Raw genomic sequence first — 25141 nt, 5'->3', positions numbered from 1 at the left:
TCTTTATAACGGCTGTCAGAAGTAGTTTCTTTATCCCATCAAGTCAAGATACCACCTAACAGGTTATTTCACATTTCCTAATTTTATGTTATAGAACATAAAGAAATCATAGTACTCCCCTATTTCAGTCACGTATAACCAATAGAAACACCCATAAATATGAAAGCACTATTTAAAGATTTATACCGTCAGTACCTTGAAAAAGGAGTTTCTCCTACAGACTTCGGGCAGTTCAAGGAAGAACTCAATCACATTCCGGATGAGGAACTCTGGAATGTCATGATAGATATGGAAAAGGATGCTACGACGGAAATCGGGATGCCTCCCATGATGAAAAAACAGATACGAAAAGAAATGCATCAGATTATCTGGAGACGGCGTTGGATACAGATTACCAAATATGCTGCTGTAATCGCCCTGCTTGTGACTTCTTCTCTCGGCGTTTATTCTTTATTGAATACCCCGGAAACACAACAAATGATAACTGCCAATGTAAAATCGGGCAGTAAATCGGAAATCATATTGCCAGATGGAACAAAAGTGCAACTGAATGGTGCCACCACTATCACGTACGATGTAAACAGCTCCAAACAACGATTAGTACAACTGTCGGGAGAAGCCTTTTTTGATGTGGCAAAGAATCCCGACTGTCCTTTCAGAGTGATAGCCAACGGCCTGCAAATCGAGGTAGTAGGAACTAGTTTCAATGTAAATACTTATAAAAAAGGCGTTGTTGAAACATCCCTGCTCACCGGACAGATTAAAATATCAGGCAGCTCCTTTCCACAAGAGTATATTCTTACTCCCGGCGAGAAAGCGACCTACTCCAGTATCAACAATGCACTCAAAATAACCCAAGCTGACGTTCATGTGGAAACCGGCTGGTGCGACGACTATTTGATATTCGACTCCGAACCTTTGATAGATGTCATTGAGGAGATAGAGAGATGGTATGGAGTAGAGATCGAGCTAAGATGCCCCCAAATCGGACAGGATTTATTATCCGGCTCTTTCCGCCACGAAAACATACAGAATGTGATTCATTCATTGAGTCTGCAATATAAGTTCAAATACGAGATACATAAAGATAAAATCACTATTTATTAACCATTTGAAAGAAAGGAGCCTATGAAGAACAGTTAGTAATTATATAAAGAAACAACCAAAGAATCGCCCAATCCTTTGGTTGTATGTAAGTCGATAAAATTAATCCATTAAACATGAAAAATAGTATCAACTATGAATTACACAAAGTTAATTTTTTCCTTTAGAAAGAGGAGGCAGAATCTCCTTATTTTTAGAAACTTTACCATTTTACTTGTTGCGTTGGTTTTATTACCCGCAGGAGTATCGGCACAAAAAGGAAATGTGTCGGTAAACATCAATAATGGTACGGTGAAAACATTTATAAAGGAGATCGAGAAGCAAACCCGGTATACATTCGTTTATCGGAACAATGTCCTCAACGACCAGGCGAAAGTGAGCGTCAATTGTAAAAACAAGCCTCTCGACCAGGTCCTGTCGCAAGTGTTCACTCCTTTGAATGTTTCTTATTCGCTTAATAACAACACTATTGTATTAGTGAAAAAAGAATTACAGCAACAGAAAAAAAGCGAAAAGAAAACGATCAAAGGTACCGTAACAGACGGAAGAGGTGAGCCGATTATCGGAGCCAATGTCATACAGGAAGGTGGAATCGGAACAATTACAGATGTTGACGGAAACTTCACCGTTACGGCAGACCCATCTAAACCGCTGGATATATCCTATATCGGATACAAAAAGAAATCTGTCCGTATCGGTGCCTCACCAACAGTCAGGATAGCATTGGAAGAGGATGCACACGTCATGGATGAAGTAATCGTCATCGGATATGGTTCCAAAACCAAACGAGATGTCACGTCTTCCATTGGAACTTACAAACCGGGAGAAGTCAATGTCCGCCAAGTGCTAGGTGTCGACGAATTGTTACAGGGACGCGTATCCGGAGTGAATATTACGTCAGCATCCGGGGTGCCGGGAAGTAAAAACCGAGTGAGCATCCGTGGAATCGGTTCAATCACCGCAGGTAACGAACCGTTGTATGTAATCGACGGAGTACCAATCAACAATACGTCAGGAGATACCGGTGCTTGGGGTGCACAATCGATGAATGGTCTGAATGATTTCAATCCTTCCGATGTGGAATCTATACAGATTTTAAAAGATGCGGCTTCTGCTGCTATTTACGGCTCGCGTGCGACGAATGGCGTTATCTTGATAACAACCAAAAAGGGAAGCAAAGGACAGGCGAAAGTGAGTATTGACACGAATGTCAGTTTCTCCAATTTGACCAGAACAGACAAACTGGACATGGCCGACACTGATCTGTTTCTGGAGGTGCTGAATGAAGCTATCGACAACTATAACCTGCAAACCAACAGTACCCAGGCACGTATCGATAACCCTGCACCGGGAAAAGCGCAGACAAACTGGCTTGATCTGGTGCTCCGTACGGCTGTTACCTACACAACTACCGCGTCTGTGTCAGGTGGAACGGACAAAACGAACTATTATCTGTCCGCCAATTACAAACACAACGAAGGTGTGATTATCAATAACCTGCTTAAACGTTACAATCTGAAGGTTAATCTGGACACGGAAATCAAAAAGTGGCTCAAGGTAGGAACCTCCCTGAATTTAAGTTATTCGCGCAATAACCGTGTTCCTACCGGTTACAACATAGGAACCAGTGTTATCACCCGTGCCATCGAACAACGCCCTTGGGATTCTCCTTATCGTCCCGATGGGGAATATGCTGTCGGAGGACAGGAACTAGCCAACCATAACCCGATACAGGCACTTAACGAAGAAGATGTATATATCGACAACTATCGTGCCTTGGGGTCACTCTATATGCTGTTCAACATTACGAAAGACTTAAACTTCAAAACTACACTCGGAGAAGATTTCAACTATACGGAAGAGCATATTTATTACAGTGCTGACCACCCTTATGGCAATAAAGTGGGAAAACTGATTGACGGACGGAAATCCTATGCGAGTACGTTATGGGAAAATGTCCTCACTTATAAGCACTCTTTTTTAGAAGATTTCTCTCTGGACGTGATGTTGGGACACTCCATACAAAAAGACGTAACTTCTTCGGCCGCCCAAACGGGTATTGGATTCCCCTCTCCTTCTTTTGATGTCAACTCTGTTGCCGCCGAGTTTTCAGATGTAAGTACAGGGCTTTCCTCATTCTTGTTACAGTCATTCTTCGGCCGTTTAAGTCTGAACTACAAGAACCGCTATTTACTAACAGGAACAATGCGCGCTGATGGTTCTTCCAAATTTATATCCAACAATCGCTACGGATATTTTCCATCTGTCAGTGCGGGTTGGAATCTCGGAGAAGAATCTTGGTGGAAATTTCCACAAACCGATGTAAAGCTCCGCGCAAGCTGGGGTTGCACCGGAAATCAGGGAGGAATCGGTTCCTATGCCTATCAAGCATTAGCCGGTGGAGGGTACAACTATAATGGTGAGAATGGCTTAGGACTGACTACTGCAGGTAACCGCGACCTTAAATGGGAAAAAGCCCAACAAGGTGACATCGGAGTGGATCTTTCTTTTTTCAGAGGTGCAATCACATTCACAGCAGATGCATTCATCAAAGATACCAAGGATTTACTTTACCAGAAACCGACTCCCGCTACGTCAGGTTATACTAGTCAGGTATGCAATATCGGATCAATGCGTAATAAAGGACTTGAATTTACACTGGGAGCCAACCTTGGCAAAGGCTCGTTCTCATGGCATTCGGATTTCAACATCTCCTTTATCAGAAACAAACTGACCGCTCTTCTCGATAATAACGAGATATTGACAACTAGTTCTATGCATGCCCTCAAAGTCGGCGAACCGATAGGTTCTTTTTATATGATTAAATGGAAAGGTATCTATCAATCGGATGATGAGATTCCCGCCAAGATTTACGACCAGGGAGTAAGAGCAGGCGACTGTATTTACGAAGATGTAGATGGTAATGATGTCATAGACGAAAACGACAAGCAGTTTGTCGGCTCCGCTAATCCGAAATTCACCGGTGGTTTCAATAATACATTCAAGTACAAAGGTTTTGATTTGAGCATGTTCTTTACATTCTCATCTGGCAACAAACTTTATGAACTGTGGACCGGAGGTTTACGAATGGGCAACGGTACATGGCCAATCCTGAAATCGTCAGCAGAATCCCGTTGGACCGGCCCGGGTAGTACAAACAAGAATCCGCGTGCCATTTACGGTTATACATGGAACTCGACCAAATTTGTCAATACCCGAATGTTACATGATGCATCTTATATCCGCTGCCGTACAGCTTCAATCGGATATACTCTCCCAAAGAGTTGGATTAACCGGCTACATATTGATAATCTCCGCATATATTTCCAGGCAGATAACCTCTTCGTCCTGACGAAGTGGCCGTATCTGGACCCGGAAGTAAATGTAAGCCTCTCTGCAACCAACATGGGATATGATTATCTCTATCCGTCCCAACCACGTACGTTTACAATAGGTGTCAATCTTAAATTCTAACAGATATGAAGAATTTTATTATATCGTTATTAACAGTATTATTGGTATTTGCCACTAGTTGCAACGAAATGGACCAATATCCGCATAATGCAGTATCCAGCGACAACCTCACAGAAGAGGATGCTCAATTACTGCTTACCGGGCTTTACTTTTATATACAGAACAAGCCGACAGTCAACGGCTATCTCACACAAGACATTGTCGGCGGAGATCTCGTTCGTGGCGGGGCCACAGGATTGAAAGACCCCGTATTGCTAGTGAAAGACCTTGTCACCCCTGAAAGCGGCTTCGTCAGTGGACCGTGGGATGGATTTTATACGGCTCTCTACCAAGTGAATTCACTGATTGTCGCACTTGACAAATTAGCAGCCAGCCAGTCACGAAACGAGATATTGGGAGTAGCCAGCTTCTTTCGTGGTCTGATTTACTATCACTTGGTTAGCCGCTATGGAGAGGTACCCATTCTCGAAGTTCCTTTTTCGGGCGATATCGCAGCATCTACAGAAGAAGAAGGATGGAGCTTTGTAGAAAAGAATTTTCAGGTGGCAATAGATTACGCTCCAACTTTCTCCGACAAGTATTACGTCTCCAAACAGGCTGCAAAGGCTTTAATGGCAAGAACCAAACTTGCACAAGGCAAACTGACTGAGGCTGCCAAACTTGCCGAAGAAGTGATAGGTGATGCCAATTTCTCACTTGCCGACTTCGACCAGATCTTCCGTGGAAAAGCAAATCGCGAAGAGATATTCTCGTTTGTAAATCTGCTCAATGAATCGAGCGTAAACTTAAGTGCTTCCCTCTATTCACGCGCTTCCGCCAATGGAGGTAGTTATACGTATGCACCGACTACGAAAGTGATGAATATGTTTGAACCGGACGACAAACGCACTGCCATATCCATCGACATGCAGGAAACAAATGAGGTCATAAATAAATATCCCGGCGGAGAGGTTACCACTGATCCGATCATTATTACCCGTCTGGGAGAGATGTATCTGATTAGTGCCGAAGCACAAGGGCTTTCCAAGGGACTGCCCCGTCTGAATGAACTTCGGAACTTCCGCGGTCTTCCCTCTGTACATCCCGCTACGGAAGAAGACTTCATAGATGCAATTCTGAATGAAAGACATACGGAATTACTAGCAGAAGGGTTCCGCTGGTTCGACCTTGTCCGCCTCAACCGGTTGGAAAGTGATCTCGGCTTTGAACGTAAGTACAACAGATTACCTATTCCTGCGAAAGAGAGGTCTCTCAATAAACTTTTAAATCAAAATTCATATTGGGCTAACTAAAACGATGAAAATGATGAACTTATTAAAATACATGCAGATTCTGTCATTTGTATTACCACTGGCTTTCTTAAGCTGTTCGAACGATACAATTGAAGACGTACACTTTATCCCGCAGACAAAAATCGGTCAGAAACTATTAGCAGGCAGTGAAACAGTGGCACGCATATATACTGATACCAGCTTTGTTGTCGCATTGGGAGTTACGGAAACAGATGTCCATTTCCAGAAAGCAGACAGTCGCTCCACGCATATATTTATAATCGATATTGATTTGAATGAACCGGGAGTTTCATTAGAAGTAGGTATGCCGTATGATGCCGATGTACGCAATAACTTTCAGCGACAGACATTGACGGAGATGGCAGATTATGCCGACCGTCCGTGGCACCGGGTAGCCGCCATGATTAATGCTGATTTTTGGGATGTCAGCACAATGGATATCAGAGGCCCCATTCACCGTAACGGAGTGATCTTAAAAAACTCATTCATTTTTAAGGAGTCACTTCCTCAACAAGCTTTAAGTTTTATCGCGTTGACAAAAGATAATAAGATGGTTATTGCCGATTCTGTGGAATATCGGGGTATGCAATACAACCTCAAAGAAGTGACCGGAAGCGGAGTTATCGTGCTGCGCGACGGGGAAATATCCGGTGCAACTTATCCGGGTATCGACCCGCGTACCTGTCTTGGATATTCGGATGACGGTCATGTCTACTTCATGGTGGTTGACGGACGTGTGGAATTCTACTCTTACGGACTCACTTATCCGGAAATGGGTTCGATAATGAAAGCATTGGGATGCTCGTGGGCTGTGAACCTGGATGGTGGCGGTTCTACCCAAATGCTTATACGACACCCGATAGCAGACATATTCCAAATACGGAACCGGCCTTCTGACGGACAGGAGCGACCTGTTGTGAATGCATGGATGGTAACAGTCAATGAACCTTAAAACTCTGAAAGTATGAAGAACTCAATATTTATTTTATCAATCCTATTTTGCTGTAACTTGTTCTGTGGATGCTCGGAATCGGACTCTTCTGATTCCCGGCAGCTTCCTCCAAAGCTCATTTCCATTATTCCGAAAGCAGGATCAACAGGAGGTACCGCTATTATTTCAGGAGTTTATTTCTCTGAAACAATCACTGATAACGAGGTGTTTATCAACGGAGTGAGGGCGGAGATTACTGATGCAACCCAAAATCGTTTAGTAATTACGCTTCCCGATAATCCGGAAGGTACTTACTCAATTAAAGTAAGTGTAAAAGGGGAAACTGTAGAAGGACTCAAATTTACTTATGCAACCCCTCAAGCCCCACCAGAACTGACGGTATTGCAGGTGATGCCTTCTTCCGCCTATGCAGGAGATTTGGTAACACTGATCGGCCAGTGTTTCAGTACAGTTGTATCAGAAAACCAGGTGACAATCAATGGAGCAGTTGCCGAAGTTAAAGAAGCAACTTCAAGTCAACTCAAAATTATTATTCCCGACACCGAGGAAGGCAGCTATCCTATCCGGGTGAAAGTAGGTACCAAAGAAGCCGAAAGTCCCCTGTTTACTTATCTCCATACAGTAACATTGACAACCTCTTCTTTAGCTCCTGCACGTGGAAAAGCCGGAGAGGAAATAGTGATTTCAGGAGAGGGATTCGGTATGACAATTGAAGAGAATATCGTATCCATAAATGGAAAACCGGCAACTGTAAAGGCAGTAACCGCAACAACACTTTCTATTATTATCCCGGAGAATCCTTCCGGTACGTATTCCGTCAAAGTCACCGTAGCAGATAAAACAGTAGAGAATCTAAGTTTCACTTACGAAGATTTGTCTTACACTGTTGAAACCGTAGCGGGCAACTCGGCAACTACCTCCACTGACGGTAAAGGAACAGCTGCTTCTTTCAAATTCCCGCAAGGACTGGCTCTTGCGCCCAATGGTGATATTTGGATTGCAGAAAGAGGAAACAACACCATCAGAAAAATGGATCAGGAATATAATGTGTCAACTGTTGCCAAAAGCGGTACCGTTACATTTAATGCTCCCTGGCAAGGCGGGTTTGATCCCTCGGGCATCTATTATGTAGCCAATAAAGCATTGAATAACATCATTAAGGTTACGCAAGACGGAACTTGTTCTGTATTCTCTGCTGAAACAACCTTTAAAAGTCCAATGAGCATCACATTTGACGCAAACGGGAATATGTATATAGCCGACCGGGATAACAAGGCCGTGAAGAAGATAACGTCCGGTGGAGCTGTGACCAACTACGATATGTCTTCACTCAAAGCCGGGCCTAATTGCATGGCAGTAGATAAGAAGGGAAGAATTTTTGTAGGTACCGGCGGTACTTATCAGTTACATATGTTTGATACGGACGGTACACTAAAAACGATATTTGGAACCGGGGTAGTACCCACTGTCGCCACTTATTCCGACGGTGAACAGAATGATTTATCCAAGGCAACCATGGGGGCAACATTCGGTATCGCATTTGGACCGGATGAGATACTTTACATCACCGATTATACAATGCATACCATACGTACACTAACTCCGGATGCAGAAGGCGACTATACGAAAGGAACATTGAAAACAATAGCTGGTATTCCGGGGACAAAAGGTAAAATAGATGGTTCCGCCCTGACTGCTACTTTCAATTGCCCTGCCAGCGTGCTGGTTTCGGACAAAGTATATATCGCTGATGAACAAAACCATTTGATTCGTTCCATAACTGTAAATAAATAAAGAACTATGAGAAAGATATACATACTACTGCTCGCGTATTCACTCTTATCATTATTTGCAGCCTGCAATGATAATGATTACAAAGCGTCAGTGACAGAACTTAGGCTGGTACTTGTGAAACCCACCAATGTTTATTCCGGTGAAATAGCTACAATATTGGGACGTAATTTCAGTACGGTACCGGAAGAAAATGCTGTTTTCATCAATGACCAACAGGCAACCGTTATAGAAGCCTTCAAAGACGAATTAAAAATAATATTGCCTGAAATGGCTCCGGGAAAGTATTCCATCCGTGTCAAATCTCCCTCTGGTGAATTGACAGGTCTTGAACTCAATTATCTGAAAACACCGGATCAGGAATATATCGTTCAAACAATTGTCGGTCAGAAGGGGGTGTTTGAAATGACTGATGGAGTAGGCACTGAAGCTACAACCAAACTCCCCACAGGCATTGCTTTTGCCCCGGATGGCAGTTTATGGTTTACAGAACGTGGATACAACTATATACGACGTATCTCTCCGGACTTCCTGGTCACTTCGCTCCTCGATGTAGCAGTAGATGGTAGCAGCGCTATCTGGCAAGGTGGATTTGATTCGAAAGGGAACTATTATTTCATCGACAAGGGAAAAGGTATGTTACGGAAAATAGAAACTAACAGTATGACCGTTTCAACTATAGCATCCGGTATGAAAAGTCCGATGAATGTAGCTTTTGATGATGAAGACAACATATATGTATCGGCACGTGATAATAAGGCGGTTTATAAATTCACACCTTCAGGTGCGAAAACTACTTTTGCCACTCTTAACGTATCACCCAACTACATTGTATTCGACAAAAACAAGAACATGATTGTCGGTACCTCCAATGGATATGTGTTGATTCAAATCAGCCCGGATGGCACACAAAAGACGATCGCAGGAGATGGGGTAAAAGGACAAGAGTATTATGATGGAGCCCCCGGCAATCCGCTTAGTGCAAAAGTGGGGGCTACTTTCGGAGTGGCTGCCGGTTCAGACGGATGCCTGTATCTCTCGGATAATACATACAACTGTATCCGCAAACTGACTCCTGATGCAAGTGGCGACTACTCAAAAGGTACGTTAGAAACCATTGCAGGTTCTGGAAAATCTGGTTTTTCTGACGGGAAAGGACTAAAGGCTACCTTCAACCAACCGTATGAGATTATAATTACAAAAGACTGCAAAACAATGTATGTAGCAGGCGCCGTTAATTATCTGATCCGACGTATTACCGTCAAATAAATAAATGCCCGGGGCACTACCCCGGGCTACTTTCATCATCATTAATGAATCTTACTAAGTCATGACTAAAAAACTTTTTTCCTTATTACTCATCCTATTAACCGCATTCTCCATCAGTGCACAAACAAGGACCGATAAATTGTTGAAGAATCTACATGATAATAAATCGAAATATATCTTTGTTATCGCTCATAGAGGAGACTGGCGTAATGCACCAGAAAACTCTCTGCAAAGTATCGAAAAAGCAATTGCCATGAAAGTCGACATGGTAGAACTTGATATACAGCCTACTAAAGACGGCAACTTTATTTGTATGCACGATGAAACTCTTGACCGTACTTCTACAGGAAAGGGAACAATAAAAAATTATACGACTGAAGAACTGAAAAAATTCGTCCTACGCAGTGGCAACGGAATCAAGACCCGCCAACCAATTCCCACCCTAAAGGAGGTATTAAATGTCTGCAAAGACCGTATCCTTGTCAATATAGACAAAGGAGGGACTTACATTAAAGAAATTATGCCTATTATCAAGGAATGTGGAATGGAAAAACAAGTCATTATCAAGGGATACTATCCTGTGGAGAAAGTGAAAAAAGAATATGGTTCCAGTGAAAGTATACTTTATATGCCTATTGTTAATTTATGGGATAAAGAAGCGGTTGCTACCATACAAACTTTTATCAAAGATTTCACTCCAATCGCTTACGAACTATGCTTCAAAGATGATACTACCCCGAGCCTAAGAATAATAGATGAGATCATTAAATCAGGCAGCCGGATATGGATGAATACTTTATGGGATAGCCTATGTGGTGGACATGATGATGAGAATGCACTATTGGAAGGTAAAGATAGACATTGGGGTTGGATGTTAAAACATAAAGCTACAATGATACAAACAGACCGTCCACAGGAACTTATTCATTATCTGGAAGAAAAGGGATTGAGAAATCTGCAATAACTCTCTTTACAAGTTATTAAAAACATCTTATTAAGAAAGTAACAAACTACTTATTTTCAGGAACAACTTAACACATTTGCAAAAGAAAAAGGCCAATTCACCCCCATGAATTGACCTTTATTTTTTCCATCTGTCTCTGTTATAATCTTTCATTCCTGTTATTCAGCCTTGAATTTGATCTTCAGAATCTTACTGATAGCCGGTTTATATTTCTTCAACATTCGGTCGAATCCCAAGTCATTCGGATGGGTCCCGTCTACAGTTCCCTCATGGTCTGTTCCCAAGAATTGGTCTTCTTTTATGAAATACAGGTTCTTGACATTTTTCTTTCGCAAAACTTCTACCTGTTCAGCGATGGCTTCGTTCTGCCGTTTCACATTCTCGCGAGCTTTCTGGTTGAAATTACCTGTTTCACGTATCAATGTCTGTATTACAATAATAGGCGTATCCGGATGCTTCTGACGCAACGTCATTACAAAATCAACAGTCCGGTCGGTTATCTCTTTGGGAGAAGGATTAGGAATACAATCGAGAATGAAAGCATCCGCATCAATATCCGCCAACATCTCGGCAACTTCCTTCTCCATCTTGCCGTTTCCGCTCAATCCTAAATTGATAAAATTATATCCGCTACTACGGGACAAACGAGCCGGATAAGCCATACCAGGACGACTGGCAGATGCTCCCTGCAAAATACTGGACCCGTATACCACTATCTTTTCTTTGAACGGATTTTCTCCTTTACGTATGTGTGCATCAGAAGAAACGCCTATTTCCAGACTTTTCAGTTCATCATATAAAGGCAGATACAGCAGGCATTCTTTCTCTTCCGTACCCATATTATCAACAAGCACCTTTTCCGTAGTCACACCACCCGGTATCCCTACTCCGGCAAATTGCCATTTTCCATCCCGTTTGATATATAAATCCAGACCTTTCTGAGCAACTCTGGTCAGATTGGGTAACTGGTAATTATCAGGAACCGTCCATTTGGCTTTTATGACGGGGCTATTCGTTGTAAAAGAGATAGCCAGACCGGCAGAGTTTGTGAATAGTTTCTTCACTGTGGGAGGCATTGTAGAATACTTGGCTGTATCTACCCGATGGAAGTATTCGCCTTCGGTAGTTGCTTTGCCTACCAGTAAAAGCTCTTGAGCCGGCACATAGGTAATGTTATCCTTTTGTTGTCCGGAGGCTGTGAAGGGAAGCACCATCAGCCCCAAGCAAACCCAGACATTTCGTATTAAGTTTTTCATAATCAATTTTATATTAAATTTCTTTCGCTACCATCCAGCGCTCTACATTTCGTTTCTCTGCGCTAAACTCTACACCAACTTTTATCACTTGTTGATCCTCTGCCGTATAAGGAAAAGCATAACCTTTTTCTTCAATCTGCTCCATGGCCTGCTCAACAGTCCCATTCAGCTTGAATTCGAAAATATAGATGAACTTTGGGGTTCGTACAACCGCATCTGCACGTCCCCGTGAGCTATGTACTTCTGCCTGTGTGAATTGTCCCATCAGTTTGAATATTAAATAAATGATGACTTGATAATGACGCTCAGTCTGGTCATTCAACTCGTAAGGAAAATCTGCAAAGAAAGCTTCAAAGCGGTGCATGAAAGCATCAACATTGCCTGTACGCAGTTCTTGAACAAACTTACCTATATAAAAGCTTTGTTCTTCATCCGTGACTGCCGTATAAAATGGGAGTAAGAAGTTAAGAAAGCCATAACGTACTTCGTCGTTAGGAAAGCCTAAGCGATAAAGTCTAAATTCTCTATCATAGTCTTCTATGGTTAAATAACCACTCTGATAAATCAACGGAATAGGATTTTTCCTATCCGCACGATATTCAGTGAAAGCGGAAGCAGCTGTCTCTATACCATCCATCAGCAAGCGAAGATCATAATCGCTCTCTTTCAATAACTCCACAAGGAAAGTAGGAGTTCCGGTCTGAAACCAGTAATTACCGAACTCTTTACTGAAAAATGCATTCAGAACACTGAATGGATTGAACACTCCTTCTCCATTAGGATGAAAATGATAACCGTCATACTGCCGGGTCATTGTTTCTACAACTTCTTTCGTATTGATGTCATTTGCTTGCGATAAAGCTGCAATCTCCGGTTCAAAATTAGCAAGAAGTTCTTCGCGGGTGATTCCACAAAGAGTAGAGAAGTCATAATTCAGACTGATGTCATTCAATTGGTTCAAATCACTAAACACACTTACTTGCGAGAATTTGGTGACACCTGTCAGAAAAGCAAAACGAAGATAGCGGTCTGCACTCTTCAACACACCGTAAAAAGCTTTCAAAGTAGAACGGTAAGAATCGAGAAGCGGTTCATTCTGAATAGCCTGTAGTAAGGGCTTATCATACTCATCCACCAGGACTACAACACCCCTGCCTACTTGTTCGGAGGCACGACGAATGACACCCAAGAAACGGGAAGACAAAGTGGTTTCATCTTCTCCCCTGCCATATATAGCTTCCCATTGAGTTAGCTGGTTACTTAAAATAGCATCCAATCTGTCCGGTGAATCATATTTCTCGGCATTCAAATCCAGATGCAGTACGGGATATTCTTCCCACTTCTTTTCTAATTGTTCCACGGCAAGTCCTGTGAAAAGGTCACGCCGTCCCTTGAAATAGGCTTCAAACGTAGAAATTAACAAACTCTTTCCGAATCGGCGCGGACGGCTTAAAAAAAAAGGTTTACCGATGTTTGCTATAGTCCACATCAATGCGGTCTTATCCACATACAAGTATCCGTCATTGCGGATATCTTCGAAAGTCTGAATCCCGATAGGGAGTTTTCTGCCCGTCACCAACATACAATTTCTACTATTAGATTGTTATCACATACGTATCTGCTACAAAAATACGAATTCTGGCAATGAAAGCAAATCTGTCAATCAATTATTTGTAAATCAACGTAGATAAGTATTCCTCTGCAAACATCTCATTGGCAACTTCCAACAACATCTCTGCTGTTAGCTCTTCTATACGCTTAAAAACAAGCTCGGATGATTCATACTTATGATAATGCAGGAATGTTTTCGCCATCCCTAACGCATTATTCTCAAAGTTATCGGACGCTACTCCGATTTGTCCGATCAACTGCTTCTTCGCTGCTGCCAACTGGGAGGAAGTCATCTTCGTATCGCGCATCCGCTTTAGTTCCTTATAGGTCAATTTCAGGCAAGTATCCATGTCATCCACATCCGTCCCGAAATAAATACAGAAAGCTCCCGTATCCGTATAGGAAGTCAGATTGGATTCGACATTATAGACCAATCCTCTGCGTTCGCGAAGGGACACATTCAGTTTACTATTCATTCCGGGACCTCCAAGGACATTATTCAGCAGATAGAGTGCAGTACGTTTGTCATCATACGCATTATAGCCACGGCTACCAATCATGACATGCGCCTGATGTGTATCTCTGGCCACTGTCAAATGTTCCGGCACATACAGAGGCGGAGGTGTACGGCGATTCTCTACCTTCACATCAGGAATATCCAACAGGTATTTTTCTACCAGACGGATGATTCTCTTGAACTCGTATTGCCCCTGAACAAAAAACACCATATTTCCCGGTTGGTAAAAACGGCGGGTAAACGATAGAACATCTTCCGTGCGAAAACTCCGCAGAAGTTCCGGTTTACCAAGAATGTTTCTTCCCAATGGATGATTGCGGAAGATCATGTCTTCAAAATCGTCAAATATCAGTTCCGACGGAGTATCTTCATACGACTGGATTTCATCGATAATGACCTCCGTTTCTTTTTCTATCTCATGCTGCGGAAAGGTTGAATGAAATACAATATCCCCCAACAACTCAAGCGCACGTTCCAGATGTTCTTTCAGGAAAGCGGCATAGACAACAGTTTCTTCCTTATTTGTGTAAGCATTCAGGTCACCACCTACATTCTCCATCCGGTTGAGGATATGCCAGGCTTTCCGCTTCTCCGTTCCCTTAAAAATCAGATGTTCTACAAAATGGGCCATTCCCTGCTCATTCTCCGCCTCATCACGGGTTCCGGCATCAATCGCAAAACCACAATAAGCTACTTTTGAGAGGGTTGGTTCATGGATAATACGCAGGCCATTTGGCAATGTATATTCGTTACCTTGCATCGTTTTATACTTCCTTATTGAATTAATGCCACAAAAATACAATAAAACTTATTGCTGTTTATAGAAAATTGCAGATATTTGTGGACTATAACAGCAACAACGTATATGGAAAAGATAGGAATATTCTGTTCCGCCTCCGATAACATTGACAAAATGTACTTCGAAAGCGCCAGCCAAATAGGCAAATGGATGGGGCAGACAGGCAAAACCTTGATATATGGAGGAGCCAGCCTCGGATTAATGGAATGCATAGCCCGTGCCGTGAGAGAAAATGGCGGTAAGGTCATTGGAGTAGTTCCTGCCAAACTGGAAGAGAACGGCAAGGTAAGCACTTTGTTAGATGAAGAAATTCATACCCGTAACTTGAGTGACCGCAAAGATATCATAACGGAGAAATCAGAGGTATTAGTTGCACTCCCCGGAGGCGTCGGTACTCTTGATGAGATTTTCCATGTAATAGCCGCTGCCTCTATCGGATATCACCAAAAGAAGGTCATTTTCTACAATGAACATGGTTCTTATGACGAGCTATTAAAAGCGCTCCACACCCTAGAGGACAAAGGTTTTGCACGACAGCCTTTCTCAACCTATTACGAAGTAGCAAACACATTAAATGAATTAAAAGAAAAAATAAACTGATCCTATATGATAGACTCCATCAAACAACTTTTGCAACAGGAAGCACAAGCTGTGCTCAACATCCCCGTAACAGACGCTTATGAAAAAGCGGTGAAACTGATTGTAGAACAAATACATCAGAAAAAGGGAAAACTGGTAACTTCCGGTATGGGAAAAGCCGGGCAGATTGCTATGAACATTGCTACGACTTTCTGTTCCACCGGTATTCCATCCGTCTTTCTGCATCCCAGCGAGGCGCAACACGGGGATTTGGGTATCTTACAAAAAAACGATCTACTCCTGCTGATCTCTAACTCTGGCAAGACACGTGAGATTGTGGAATTAACCCGCCTGGCCCATAATCTGGACCCGGATCTGAAGTTTATCGTTATCACCGGAAATCCGGATAGTCCGCTGGCAAAAGAATCGGATGTCTGTCTAAGTACCGGCAAGCCTGCAGAAGTCTGTGTGTTAGGAATGACTCCTACTACATCCACTACTGCCATGACAGTGATCGGAGATATATTGGTAGTACAAACCATGAAGGAAACTGGATTTACTATCGCTGAATATTCAAAACGTCACCACGGCGGTTATCTGGGAGAAAAATCAAGATCACTATGCGAAAAGTAATCGGTATCGGAGAGACCATCCTCGATATCATCTTTCGAGGTGACCAGCCTTCTGCCGCCGTACCGGGAGGTTCTGTATTCAACGGTATTGTCTCATTGGGACGAATGGGAATAAACGTCGGCTTCATCAGTGAAACCGGAAATGATCGTGTAGGCAATATTATCCTGCAGTTCATGCGTGAGAATCATATCCCAACGGACCATGTGAATGTATTCCCGGATGGAAAATCACCCATATCTTTAGCCTTCCTGAACGAGCAGAGTGATGCCGAATATATCTTCTACAAAGACTACCCGAAGCAACGTCTGGATGTTCTGTTTCCGAAACTAGAGGAAGACGACATTGTCATGGTGGGTTCTTATTACGCACTGAATCCGGTTCTAAGGGAGAAGATTCTCGAATTACTAGATCAGGCACGTGAAAAGAAAGCCATTATCTATTATGACCCGAATTTCCGTTCTTCACACAAGAACGAGGCCATGAAGCTGGCTCCGATCATTATTGAAAATCTGGAATATGCAGACATTGTACGCGGTTCTTTAGAGGATTTTCTATATATGTATAATATGCAGGATATAGACAAGATTTACAAGGATAAAATCAAATTCTACTGTCCCCGGTTCATCTGTACTGCAGGTGCGGAAAAGGTAGCGTTACGCACTAATCTGGTCAATAAAGATTATCCGATAGAACCATTACAAGCAGTCAGTACCATTGGAGCTGGTGATAACTTCAATGCAGGGCTGATCTACGGATTACTCAAATACGATGTCCGATACCGCGATCTAAATAACTTGAATGAAGAAATCTGGGATAAAATAATCCAATGCGGAAAAGACTTCGCAGCTGAAGTTTGCCGAAGTTTCAGCAATTCGGTTTCGGTGGAGTTTGCACAAAAATACAAGTGATATTACAAATAAGGATTTGGATATAAGTAATTCATCCAGCGAAATCCCTATTTTCATAAAATCCATATTAAGTTAATCTGTCAACCTTAACTTAATATGGATTTCCTTATCTTTGCAAACAACCATATTCAATAAGCAATCTTACTTAATATATGAAAAGATTTATTTTACCTCTATTGATAATCTTTATCTTCATCAGTTTACCAGCAAAAGCAAACGATGAAGTAAAAACATTGTTAAAAGTATTAGATAAATCTCTACAAAACAAAGCTAGTTATACCCAACAAAAGCAAAGACAGATAGACAGCCTGAAAATAATATTAAGGCAATCCAGGGATATTCGAAAGAAAGTTGGGACAGCACAGTCTCTTTGTTTTGAGTATTCATCTTTCCAAAAAGATTCCGCTTTAGCCTATGCCATCCACATGAACAGGTTCGCTCAAGAAAGTAATGACAAAGAACTTTTAATTGAAGCTAAACTGGATTATTCAAGAATATTATCTTCGATGGGCTTTTTCAAAGAAGCTCTGGCGATTACCAATTCGATGCAACAAGAGCAACTATCTCCTAGACTCAAAGCCGAATATTTTCTTGGACAAGTCACGATCTACAATCACCAGAAAGCTTTTGCTTCCAACGAGGACGATTCACAAGAAAATGATCTGATAGCACAAATCTATCGCGATTCGCTGCTCCAATGCAAAGAAATCCCAACGAATGTGCGAGCTTTTATGACTGCACCCACTCTTCTTTTCCATAAAAAGTATGATGATGCTATTCATATACTGGACAGCACTTATCAAAGTTATACACCCTATTCAAGAAATGCCGGAATCATAGCATATTCTCTGGCATCTGCCTATCAAGGTAAAAATGATCGTGAGAATACGATTAAGTATTTCGCAATATCCGCCATTTCTGATGTATTAAATGGAGCTAGAGAAAACCTCTCTTTAAAAATATTAGCCAAGCTGATCTTTGAGAGTGGGGACATAGACCGGGCATCTAAATATATGAAAAATGCAATGGAGGACGCTATCCTATGTAATGCGAGAATTAACACCATCGAAGCCTCAGATATGTATCTTTTCATAGATAAGGCATTTCAAGAAAAGGAGAAACATAAATTTATCATCATAACGGCATTGCTCATTGCATTATGCATTGTCTGCATTCTGCTATTCATCCTGTCCGTACAACTGAAAAAACAAAAAGGTAAAGTGGAACAAGCTAATGAGAGTTTGTCGTATCATCTTTACGAAATACAACAAATGAACTCAATATTGGCAGATAACAATAAAATCAAAGAAGAATATGTAGGGCTGTATATGGAACAATATACCAGTTACATCAGTAAAATTGCCAATTTTAAGAAAAGAGCACTCAAAATAGCCAAAAGTGAAGATATAAAGAAAGTAACCTCTTTCCTCCACTCCTCTCTCAATACAGAAGAAGATCTGGCTGAATTTTATAATAACTTCGACAAAGCAATCCTGAATCTCTTTCCGAATTTCGTCGAAGATTTTAACGCATTACTTTTACCGGAAAATGCAATCATTCCAGGACCCGGCAAACTCTTAACACCCGAATTACGGATCTTCGCACTTATCCGACTGGGAATTACAGACAGTGTGAAAATAGCTCATTTCTTACAGTATTCATTATCGACCATCTATAATTACCGCTCAAAAATGCGGATCAAAGCAAATGGAGACCGGAATGAATTTGAAGAAAAAGTAGCTCGAATCGGACAACAAATCCGGGAATAACAGTGTATTAATCATACAGCATCATTTACATTTATCAGAGACTCTCCGATCAAAGATTCTCTGATTATCAACAACATACCCCAAACAATCATTTACAATCTGCTCACTCCCCATTTAAAAAGTAACCGAAATAAGGTATTTTTGTAGAGTCACAATAAAACCTGCGAACTCATTCAAATTAGTATTTATATAAACACCACTTAAATAAAAAATTATGAACGGCCTATTACTTAATGTTATTTGTGCTTTCACCATTGCAAACGCAAATCCTAACATAGAAAAAGCACAGCAAACTTTGGATGCTCTTTACCAAAACTATGCAGCACCCAACACTTGTCTGTTACGTGAGAATTATCCTTTTGACCAAGACAATAAGGCAACTTACCTGGCATCAGAAGAACAAGCAAAAAGACGCAATGAATATTCCTACCTTTGGCCGTATTCGGGCACGTTCTCTGCGGTAAATGCACTACTGGAGAGCACTGAAAATAAGAAGTATAAAAAACTTTTGGAAAACAAAGTACTACCCGGATTAGAAGAGTATTTCGACACACGAAGGGAACCATTCGCTTACTCATCTTATATCAGCAGTCAACCTCTCTCCGATCGTTTTTATGATGATAACGTCTGGTTAGGTATTGATTTTACCGATTCTTATCGAATGACAGGAAAACAAGCTCATCTGGAGAAAGCTAAACTAATATGGAAGTTTATCCTTAGTGGTAAAGATGACGTACTCGGGGGAGGAATCTACTGGTGCGAACAAAAGAAGGAATCTAAAAATACTTGTTCTAATGCACCGGGAGCCGTATTCGCTCTCAAACTATTTCAGGCTACTCAAGATGATGCCTATTTAAAAGAAGGAAAAGAGTTATACGAATGGACTAAAAAGCACCTGGAAGATTCAAAAGATCATCTATACTTTGACAACATCTCACTTAACAAGAAAATCGGTCGTGCCAAATTTGCCTATAACAGTGGACAAATGATGCAGGCAGCTGCCCTACTCTATCAAATTACCAAACAGAAAAGTTATCTGGAAGATGCACAAAATATAGCAGAAGCGTGTCACAAGCACTTCTTCACTCAGTTCACCTCTCCAGACGGACAAACATTCCAATTACTGAAAAAAGGAAATATTTGGTTCACAGCCGTTATGCTTAGAGGCTTTATTGAACTTTATCAGATAGACCATAACAAGACTTATCTAACCGATTTCCAGAAAAGTCTTGATTACGCATGGCATCATGCCAGAGATGAACGGGGCTTGTTCCAGACAGATTGGAGCGGCACAGATAAAAACGAGAAAAAATGGCTCTTGACACAAGCTGCTTTCATAGAAATGTATGGAAGACTAGGCGGAATCGATTTGCAATAATCACTTTTAATAACCCTCTTAAAAACAATAGAGATATGAAGAAAAGAAATATCGGAATATGTATCATCACGACCACCCTATTAATGGGAGGTCCTGCCAAAGCTACAGAACTTATCCTGGCTAAGGATCATACCAATGTGGTCAATCAAGCAACTGAAATTGCCGCTTATAAAAGTAATCGTCCACCCGTAAACAAGCGGCTTTTTACATCAAAAGCCGTGGAAGCAGAAATCATCAGGGTGAAAAAGCTACTTACTAATCAAAAATTGGCATGGATGTTCGAGAATTGTTTTCCAAATACCCTTGAGACAACAGTTCATTACCGTACAACAGACGGTAAGCCTGATACTTTCGTCTACACAGGAGATATCCATGCCATGTGGTTGCGTGACTCCGGAGCACAGGTTTGGCCTTATATACAATTAGCGAATAAAGACCCGGAATTGAAGAAAATGCTCGAAGGAGTGATACGCAGACAATTTAAATGTATAAATATCGATCCATACGCCAATGCTTTCAATGACGGGGCTGTGGGAGGAGATTGGATGTCCGACCTGACCGATATGAAACCGGAACTGCACGAACGTAAATGGGAAATAGATTCTTTATGTTATCCATTACGTCTGGCCTATCAATATTGGAAAGAAACCGGTGATGCAAGCATCTTTGATAATGAATGGATACAGGCCATCGCCAACATACTGACAACTTTCAAGGAACAACAGCGCAAAGAGGGAGTGGGTCCCTATAAATTCCAGCGTAAGACAGAACGCGCACTCGACACATTAAACAATAACGGTCTAGGTGCTCCTGTAAATCCTGTCGGACTCATTGTTTCAGCCTTCCGTCCGTCTGACGATGCGACAACTTTACAGTTCCTCGTACCGTCTAATTTCTTCGCTGTTTCTTCTCTAAAGAAAGCTGCGGAAATTCTGAATGTTGTAAACAAAAACACCAGTCTGGCGAAACAGTGCACAGATTTGGCACAAGAAGTAGAAACCGCATTAAAAGAATATGCAACTTACAATCATCCTAAATATGGTACAATCTATGCTTTTGAAGTAGACGGATTCGGAAATCATCTCTTAATGGACGACGCCAACGTACCAAGCCTACTGGCAATGCCTTATCTGGGGGATGTAGACATTAACGATCCTATTTATCAAAACACACGTCGTTTTGTATGGAGCAAAGACAACCCCTACTTCTTCAAAGGAAAGGCAGGAGAAGGTATTGGAGGACCTCACATCGGTTATGATATGATATGGCCTATGAGTATCATGATGAAAGCATTCACCAGTCAGGACGACCAGGAAATTAAGTCTTGCATAAAAATGCTGATGGATACAGACGCAGGAACAGGATTCATGCACGAATCTTTCCATAAGGATGACCCTAAAAACTTCACACGCGCTTGGTTTGCATGGCAAAACACCTTATTTGGTGAGCTCATTTTAAAGTTGGTCAACGAAGGAAAAATAGATCTATTGAACAATATTCAATAAAGCAAACTTAGGTTACTTCTCATTCAGGGCGCTCTTCTATAACGAAGAAGCGCCCTTTTTTAACACGTAAATTACTATTAACTTTGGCTAATTATAGCAAAGGAATTACCACATCTTCGGGTAATTCTTATCTTTGCAGTATACGATTCAAGACAAAGAAACTATGTATAGAAACCTGTTAAGCTGGCTTACTGTTTTATTAGTGCTCCCATCATGTTCTGGCACATCACCTGCTATATCTGTGGTATGTGAAGAAAATAACGTAGGAAACTGTATTATCAAATGGGAAACAGCACCGATATTAAAAGGACAGGTAAAAGTATACACCTCTACTTCTCCTGAAGCTATTCCGGAAGATTCTCCCATTGCAATGGCAAACATTTCCAGTGGTAAAATGACAATCGTAACCAACGATCCATCTCAACGTTATTACTACATGATGGTATTTAATAACAAATACCGGGTTAAAGTGGCCACCCGCAACATTAACATCCCCGGCATACAGAATTTCCGCGATTTAGGAGGATACGAATCTGCCGGTACCGGAAAATCTCTTCGCTGGGGAATGATATACCGTTCCGCACAAATAGACAGTATTCCTCCCTGCTCACGCCGGGAACTCAAGAATATGGGCGTACGGACGATTATAGACTTACGTTCTGAAAATGAACGTCACAACTACCCGCAACTACATGACGACGAATTTAACATCATACATATCCCTATTCCTACTGGAAACATGGAAGAAATTCTGCAAGGAATTCAAGAGGAGAAGATAAAAAGTGACACCATTTATCGTTTGGTAGAACAAATGAACCGGGAATTAGTCATAAACTACCAAAAGGAATTCAAGAAGTTGTTCACTGCTCTTCTCGACCGTACCCATTATCCGGTTGTGATTCATTGTACATCCGGAAAAGGGCGTACAGGAGTCGTTTCCGCCTTATTGCTTGCCGCTCTTGGAGTCAACGAAGACATCATTATGGAAGATTATCGTTTGAGTAATGACTATTTTAATATTCCGAAAGCTTCTAAATATGCATATAAGCTATCGGTCAATTCGCAAGAAGCCATTACAACCATCTACTCTGCAAAAGAAGACTTCCTGAACGCTGCTAAAGAACAAATTGAGGCTGAATACGGGAGTGTACAGACCTATCTGAAAAAAGGAATCGGACTTTCTGCAGAAGAAATTGAACAGTTACGTAGCATCCTACTGGAATAAATCGCAAATCGTAACTAGTAATTCGTAATTATTCTCTATCTTTGCAGCCGAAATAAAAGATATACAGAGATTTAATGAAGACATTTGAAGAGCTTGGCGTTTCTCCGGAGATACGTAGAGCAATTGAAGAAATGGGATACGAGAATCCCATGCCGGTACAAGAAGAAGTGATTCCGTACCTTTTAGGAGAAAATAATGATGTAGTAGCTCTTGCACAGACAGGAACAGGTAAAACAGCCGCATTCGGTTTGCCCTTGCTCCAACAGATTGACGTAAAAAACAGAATTCCACAATCGCTTATCCTCTGCCCTACCCGTGAGCTTTGTCTCCAGATAGCAGGAGATTTGAATGACTATTCCAAATACATTGACGGACTAAAAGTATTACCTGTATATGGTGGTTCTTCCATTGACAGCCAGATACGCAGCCTCAAACGAGGGGTACACATCATTGTAGCTACTCCCGGACGCCTGCTGGACCTGATGGAGCGCAAAACCGTATCTCTATCTACCATCCACAATGTGGTAATGGATGAAGCGGACGAAATGCTTAATATGGGATTCACAGAAAGTATCAACGCCATTCTGGCTGATGTACCACAGGAACGCAACACTCTATTGTTCTCCGCAACAATGAGTCCGGAAATCGCACGCATTTCCAAAAATTACCTGCGCAATGCGAAAGAAATCACTATTGGCCGCAAGAATGAAAGTACTAACAACGTTAAACACGTTGTTTATACCGTGCAGGCTAAAGACAAATTTGAAGCTTTAAAGCGCATCGTCGATTACTACCCACAAATATACGGTATCATTTTCTGCCGTACCCGTAAGGAGACTCAAGAAATTGCAGACAAATTAATGCAAGAAGGCTACAATGCCGATTCTTTGCATGGTGAACTTTCTCAAGCACAACGGGATGCTGTTATGCAGAAATTCCGTATCCGCAACCTGCAACTGCTCGTTGCAACTGACGTGGCTGCCCGCGGACTTGATGTAGACGATCTGACACATGTTATCAATTACGGATTACCAGACGATACAGAAAGTTATACACATCGCAGCGGACGTACAGGACGTGCCGGAAAAACAGGTACTTCCATAGCCATCATCAACCTTCGCGAAAAAGGAAAGATGAGAGAAATCGAACGAATTATCAGCAAAAAATTCATTGTCGGAGAAATGCCAACAGCAGCAGGAATCTGTCAGAAGCAGCTGATTAAGGTTATTGATGATCTCGAAAAAGTAAAAGTAAACGAGGAAGAGATTGCTGACTTTATGCCGGAAATCTACCGTAAACTGGAATGGTTGAGCAAAGAGGACTTGATTAAACGAATGGTTTCTCATGAATTTAACCGTTTTGCCGAGTATTATCGTAACCGTGCAGAAATAGAAGTACCGACTGACATCCGCGGAGAACGTACCGGACGGAGTGATCGCAAAGAAGGTGGTTTCGAGAAAAGAAGTCGCCAAGCTGCACCGGGCTTTAACCGCCTGTTTATCAATCTGGGTAAAACAGACAGTTTCTTCCCTAGTGATCTTATCGGACTATTGAACAGCAATACACGGGGACGTATCGAGTTGGGACGCATTGACCTAATGCAGAACTATTCTTTCTTTGAAGTACCGGAAAAGGAAGCGACAAATGTAATCAAGGCACTGAATAGGGCTAAATGGAACGGACGCAAGGTAGTTGTTGAGATTGCCGGTGCCGGTGAAGAAAGCGGAAAAGGACGTGAAAACGGTTCAAATGAGCGCAAGGGAGGTAAACGATTCGGCGGCAAAAGCGACGAACGTGCACCGCGCTATGAGAATAAGGATAGAAAACCGAAAGATGCTTCTGCAAAAGACTCAAAGTCAACAAAAAAAGATAAACCTAGTCGTGCTGATCGGGGATACTCTGATGCGCGCGGTCCGAAAAAGAAAGATGACTGGCAAGAGTTTTTTAAAGATAAAGAACCTGACTTCAGCGAAGAAGGATGGGCTCGCAGAAAACCTAAGAAAAAATAAATGTCAAGTAAGCATAATCTGTAGATTTGTACATTATTAATCAGAGGTGCATATGTTGTGACAAATTACCTCTTTCATATTCAAATGAAAAGGAATATCATTACCT

18 protein-coding genes are annotated in these 25141 nt (G+C 41.7%); 15 read left to right on the top strand and 3 right to left on the bottom strand.

Annotated features, from left to right (window positions below; translation table 11 throughout):
• Nucleotides 1-159 precede the first annotated feature (159 nt).
• From DXB58_RS14580 to DXB58_RS14550, 7 genes are all read left to right on the top strand, one after another.
• Complete coding sequence (locus DXB58_RS14580) at nt 160-1107, top strand: FecR family protein (protein WP_122137299.1); 948 nt, start codon at nt 160-162, stop codon at nt 1105-1107.
• Nucleotides 1108-1239: 132 nt separating this feature from the next.
• A complete protein-coding gene (locus DXB58_RS14575; protein ID WP_122137296.1) occupies nt 1240-4578 on the top strand; it encodes a TonB-dependent receptor in 3339 nt (1112 codons plus the stop codon).
• 5 nt (nt 4579-4583) lie between these two features.
• Nucleotides 4584-5870, top strand: coding sequence for a RagB/SusD family nutrient uptake outer membrane protein (locus DXB58_RS14570; protein WP_122137294.1), 1287 nt, complete (start codon nt 4584-4586; stop codon nt 5868-5870).
• 10 nt (nt 5871-5880) lie between these two features.
• Entirely contained in the window at nt 5881-6822 is a 942-nt protein-coding gene (locus DXB58_RS14565; RefSeq protein ID WP_229119762.1) for a phosphodiester glycosidase family protein, read from the top strand.
• A 12-nt stretch (nt 6823-6834) separates the two neighbouring features.
• A complete protein-coding gene (locus tag DXB58_RS14560) occupies nt 6835-8616 on the top strand; it encodes an IPT/TIG domain-containing protein (protein ID WP_122137293.1) in 1782 nt (593 codons plus the stop codon).
• A 6-nt stretch (nt 8617-8622) separates the two neighbouring features.
• The gene (locus DXB58_RS14555; protein ID WP_122137291.1) at nt 8623-9882 is read left to right on the top strand and encodes an IPT/TIG domain-containing protein; all 1260 of its coding nucleotides are present in this window, start codon (nt 8623-8625) and stop codon (nt 9880-9882) included.
• Between the two features lie 61 nt (nt 9883-9943).
• The gene (locus DXB58_RS14550; RefSeq protein ID WP_074558853.1) at nt 9944-10846 is read left to right on the top strand and encodes a glycerophosphodiester phosphodiesterase family protein; all 903 of its coding nucleotides are present in this window, start codon (nt 9944-9946) and stop codon (nt 10844-10846) included.
• 158 nt (nt 10847-11004) lie between these two features.
• Here DXB58_RS14550 and DXB58_RS14545 read toward each other — a convergent pair whose 3' ends face one another.
• The 3 genes from DXB58_RS14545 to DXB58_RS14535 form a co-directional block, all read right to left on the bottom strand.
• Nucleotides 11005-12102, bottom strand: coding sequence for an SGNH/GDSL hydrolase family protein (locus DXB58_RS14545; protein ID WP_122137289.1), 1098 nt, complete (start codon nt 12100-12102; stop codon nt 11005-11007).
• A 13-nt stretch (nt 12103-12115) separates the two neighbouring features.
• Nucleotides 12116-13684, bottom strand: a complete 1569-nt coding sequence (locus DXB58_RS14540; protein ID WP_122137287.1) for an ATP-binding protein — start codon at nt 13682-13684, stop codon at nt 12116-12118.
• 85 nt (nt 13685-13769) lie between these two features.
• The gene (locus tag DXB58_RS14535; protein WP_004298062.1) at nt 13770-14990 is read right to left on the bottom strand and encodes a pitrilysin family protein; all 1221 of its coding nucleotides are present in this window, start codon (nt 14988-14990) and stop codon (nt 13770-13772) included.
• A 105-nt stretch (nt 14991-15095) separates the two neighbouring features.
• On the opposite strand from DXB58_RS14535, the gene DXB58_RS14530 reads away from it, so the two are divergent.
• The 8 genes from DXB58_RS14530 to DXB58_RS14495 all read left to right on the top strand — a co-directional run bounded on the left by DXB58_RS14530 (nt 15096) and on the right by DXB58_RS14495 (nt 25035).
• On the top strand, nt 15096-15629 hold the full coding sequence (locus DXB58_RS14530; protein ID WP_122137285.1) for a TIGR00730 family Rossman fold protein: 534 nt from the start codon (nt 15096-15098) through the stop codon (nt 15627-15629).
• A gap of 6 nt (nt 15630-15635) precedes the next feature.
• Nucleotides 15636-16241, top strand: coding sequence for an SIS domain-containing protein (locus DXB58_RS14525; RefSeq protein ID WP_004298060.1), 606 nt, complete (start codon nt 15636-15638; stop codon nt 16239-16241).
• Nucleotides 16229-17149: a carbohydrate kinase gene (locus tag DXB58_RS14520; protein WP_122137283.1), complete on the top strand. Its 921-nt coding sequence runs from the start codon at nt 16229-16231 to the stop codon at nt 17147-17149. The genes DXB58_RS14525 and DXB58_RS14520 overlap by 13 nt, the downstream gene beginning before the upstream one ends.
• A 152-nt stretch (nt 17150-17301) precedes the next feature.
• On the top strand, nt 17302-18918 hold the full coding sequence (locus DXB58_RS14515; protein WP_032842849.1) for a DUF6377 domain-containing protein: 1617 nt from the start codon (nt 17302-17304) through the stop codon (nt 18916-18918).
• A 214-nt stretch (nt 18919-19132) separates the two neighbouring features.
• Complete coding sequence (locus DXB58_RS14510; RefSeq protein ID WP_122137281.1) at nt 19133-20296, top strand: glycoside hydrolase family 76 protein; 1164 nt, start codon at nt 19133-19135, stop codon at nt 20294-20296.
• A 35-nt stretch (nt 20297-20331) separates the two neighbouring features.
• The gene (locus tag DXB58_RS14505) at nt 20332-21801 is read left to right on the top strand and encodes a glycoside hydrolase family 125 protein (RefSeq protein WP_122137279.1); all 1470 of its coding nucleotides are present in this window, start codon (nt 20332-20334) and stop codon (nt 21799-21801) included.
• A gap of 163 nt (nt 21802-21964) precedes the next feature.
• Nucleotides 21965-23026, top strand: coding sequence for a tyrosine-protein phosphatase (locus DXB58_RS14500; protein WP_122137362.1), 1062 nt, complete (start codon nt 21965-21967; stop codon nt 23024-23026).
• A 74-nt stretch (nt 23027-23100) separates the two neighbouring features.
• Nucleotides 23101-25035 (top strand): DEAD/DEAH box helicase, encoded by a 1935-nt coding sequence (locus tag DXB58_RS14495; protein WP_122137277.1) that lies wholly within the window; start codon nt 23101-23103, stop codon nt 25033-25035.
• Nucleotides 25036-25141: the final 106 nt, after the last annotated feature.

The organism is Bacteroides sp. OM05-10AA (assembly GCF_003439055.1).
In the GTDB taxonomy this organism is placed as follows: domain Bacteria; phylum Bacteroidota; class Bacteroidia; order Bacteroidales; family Bacteroidaceae; genus Bacteroides; species Bacteroides intestinigallinarum.
Note: the sequence above shows the minus strand (reverse complement) of the source record. Positions and strands in the feature narration are given on the sequence as shown.

What these genes read in the sequence shown, in the direction of transcription:
- DXB58_RS14580 (WP_122137299.1), top strand. Translation starts at nt 160, where the DNA reads ATGAAAGCACTATTTAAAGATTTATACCGTCAGTACCTTGAAAAAGGA.
- DXB58_RS14575 (WP_122137296.1), top strand. Translation starts at nt 1,240, where the DNA reads ATGAATTACACAAAGTTAATTTTTTCCTTTAGAAAGAGGAGGCAGAAT.
- DXB58_RS14570 (WP_122137294.1), top strand. Translation starts at nt 4,584, where the DNA reads ATGAAGAATTTTATTATATCGTTATTAACAGTATTATTGGTATTTGCC.
- DXB58_RS14565 (WP_229119762.1), top strand. Translation starts at nt 5,881, where the DNA reads ATGATGAACTTATTAAAATACATGCAGATTCTGTCATTTGTATTACCA.
- DXB58_RS14560 (WP_122137293.1), top strand. Translation starts at nt 6,835, where the DNA reads ATGAAGAACTCAATATTTATTTTATCAATCCTATTTTGCTGTAACTTG.
- DXB58_RS14555 (WP_122137291.1), top strand. Translation starts at nt 8,623, where the DNA reads ATGAGAAAGATATACATACTACTGCTCGCGTATTCACTCTTATCATTA.
- DXB58_RS14550 (WP_074558853.1), top strand. Translation starts at nt 9,944, where the DNA reads ATGACTAAAAAACTTTTTTCCTTATTACTCATCCTATTAACCGCATTC.
- DXB58_RS14545 (WP_122137289.1), bottom strand. Translation starts at nt 12,102, where the DNA reads ATGAAAAACTTAATACGAAATGTCTGGGTTTGCTTGGGGCTGATGGTG.
- DXB58_RS14540 (WP_122137287.1), bottom strand. Translation starts at nt 13,684, where the DNA reads ATGTTGGTGACGGGCAGAAAACTCCCTATCGGGATTCAGACTTTCGAA.
- DXB58_RS14535 (WP_004298062.1), bottom strand. Translation starts at nt 14,990, where the DNA reads ATGCAAGGTAACGAATATACATTGCCAAATGGCCTGCGTATTATCCAT.
- DXB58_RS14530 (WP_122137285.1), top strand. Translation starts at nt 15,096, where the DNA reads ATGGAAAAGATAGGAATATTCTGTTCCGCCTCCGATAACATTGACAAA.
- DXB58_RS14525 (WP_004298060.1), top strand. Translation starts at nt 15,636, where the DNA reads ATGATAGACTCCATCAAACAACTTTTGCAACAGGAAGCACAAGCTGTG.
- DXB58_RS14520 (WP_122137283.1), top strand. Translation starts at nt 16,229, where the DNA reads ATGCGAAAAGTAATCGGTATCGGAGAGACCATCCTCGATATCATCTTT.
- DXB58_RS14515 (WP_032842849.1), top strand. Translation starts at nt 17,302, where the DNA reads ATGAAAAGATTTATTTTACCTCTATTGATAATCTTTATCTTCATCAGT.
- DXB58_RS14510 (WP_122137281.1), top strand. Translation starts at nt 19,133, where the DNA reads ATGAACGGCCTATTACTTAATGTTATTTGTGCTTTCACCATTGCAAAC.
- DXB58_RS14505 (WP_122137279.1), top strand. Translation starts at nt 20,332, where the DNA reads ATGAAGAAAAGAAATATCGGAATATGTATCATCACGACCACCCTATTA.
- DXB58_RS14500 (WP_122137362.1), top strand. Translation starts at nt 21,965, where the DNA reads ATGTATAGAAACCTGTTAAGCTGGCTTACTGTTTTATTAGTGCTCCCA.
- DXB58_RS14495 (WP_122137277.1), top strand. Translation starts at nt 23,101, where the DNA reads ATGAAGACATTTGAAGAGCTTGGCGTTTCTCCGGAGATACGTAGAGCA.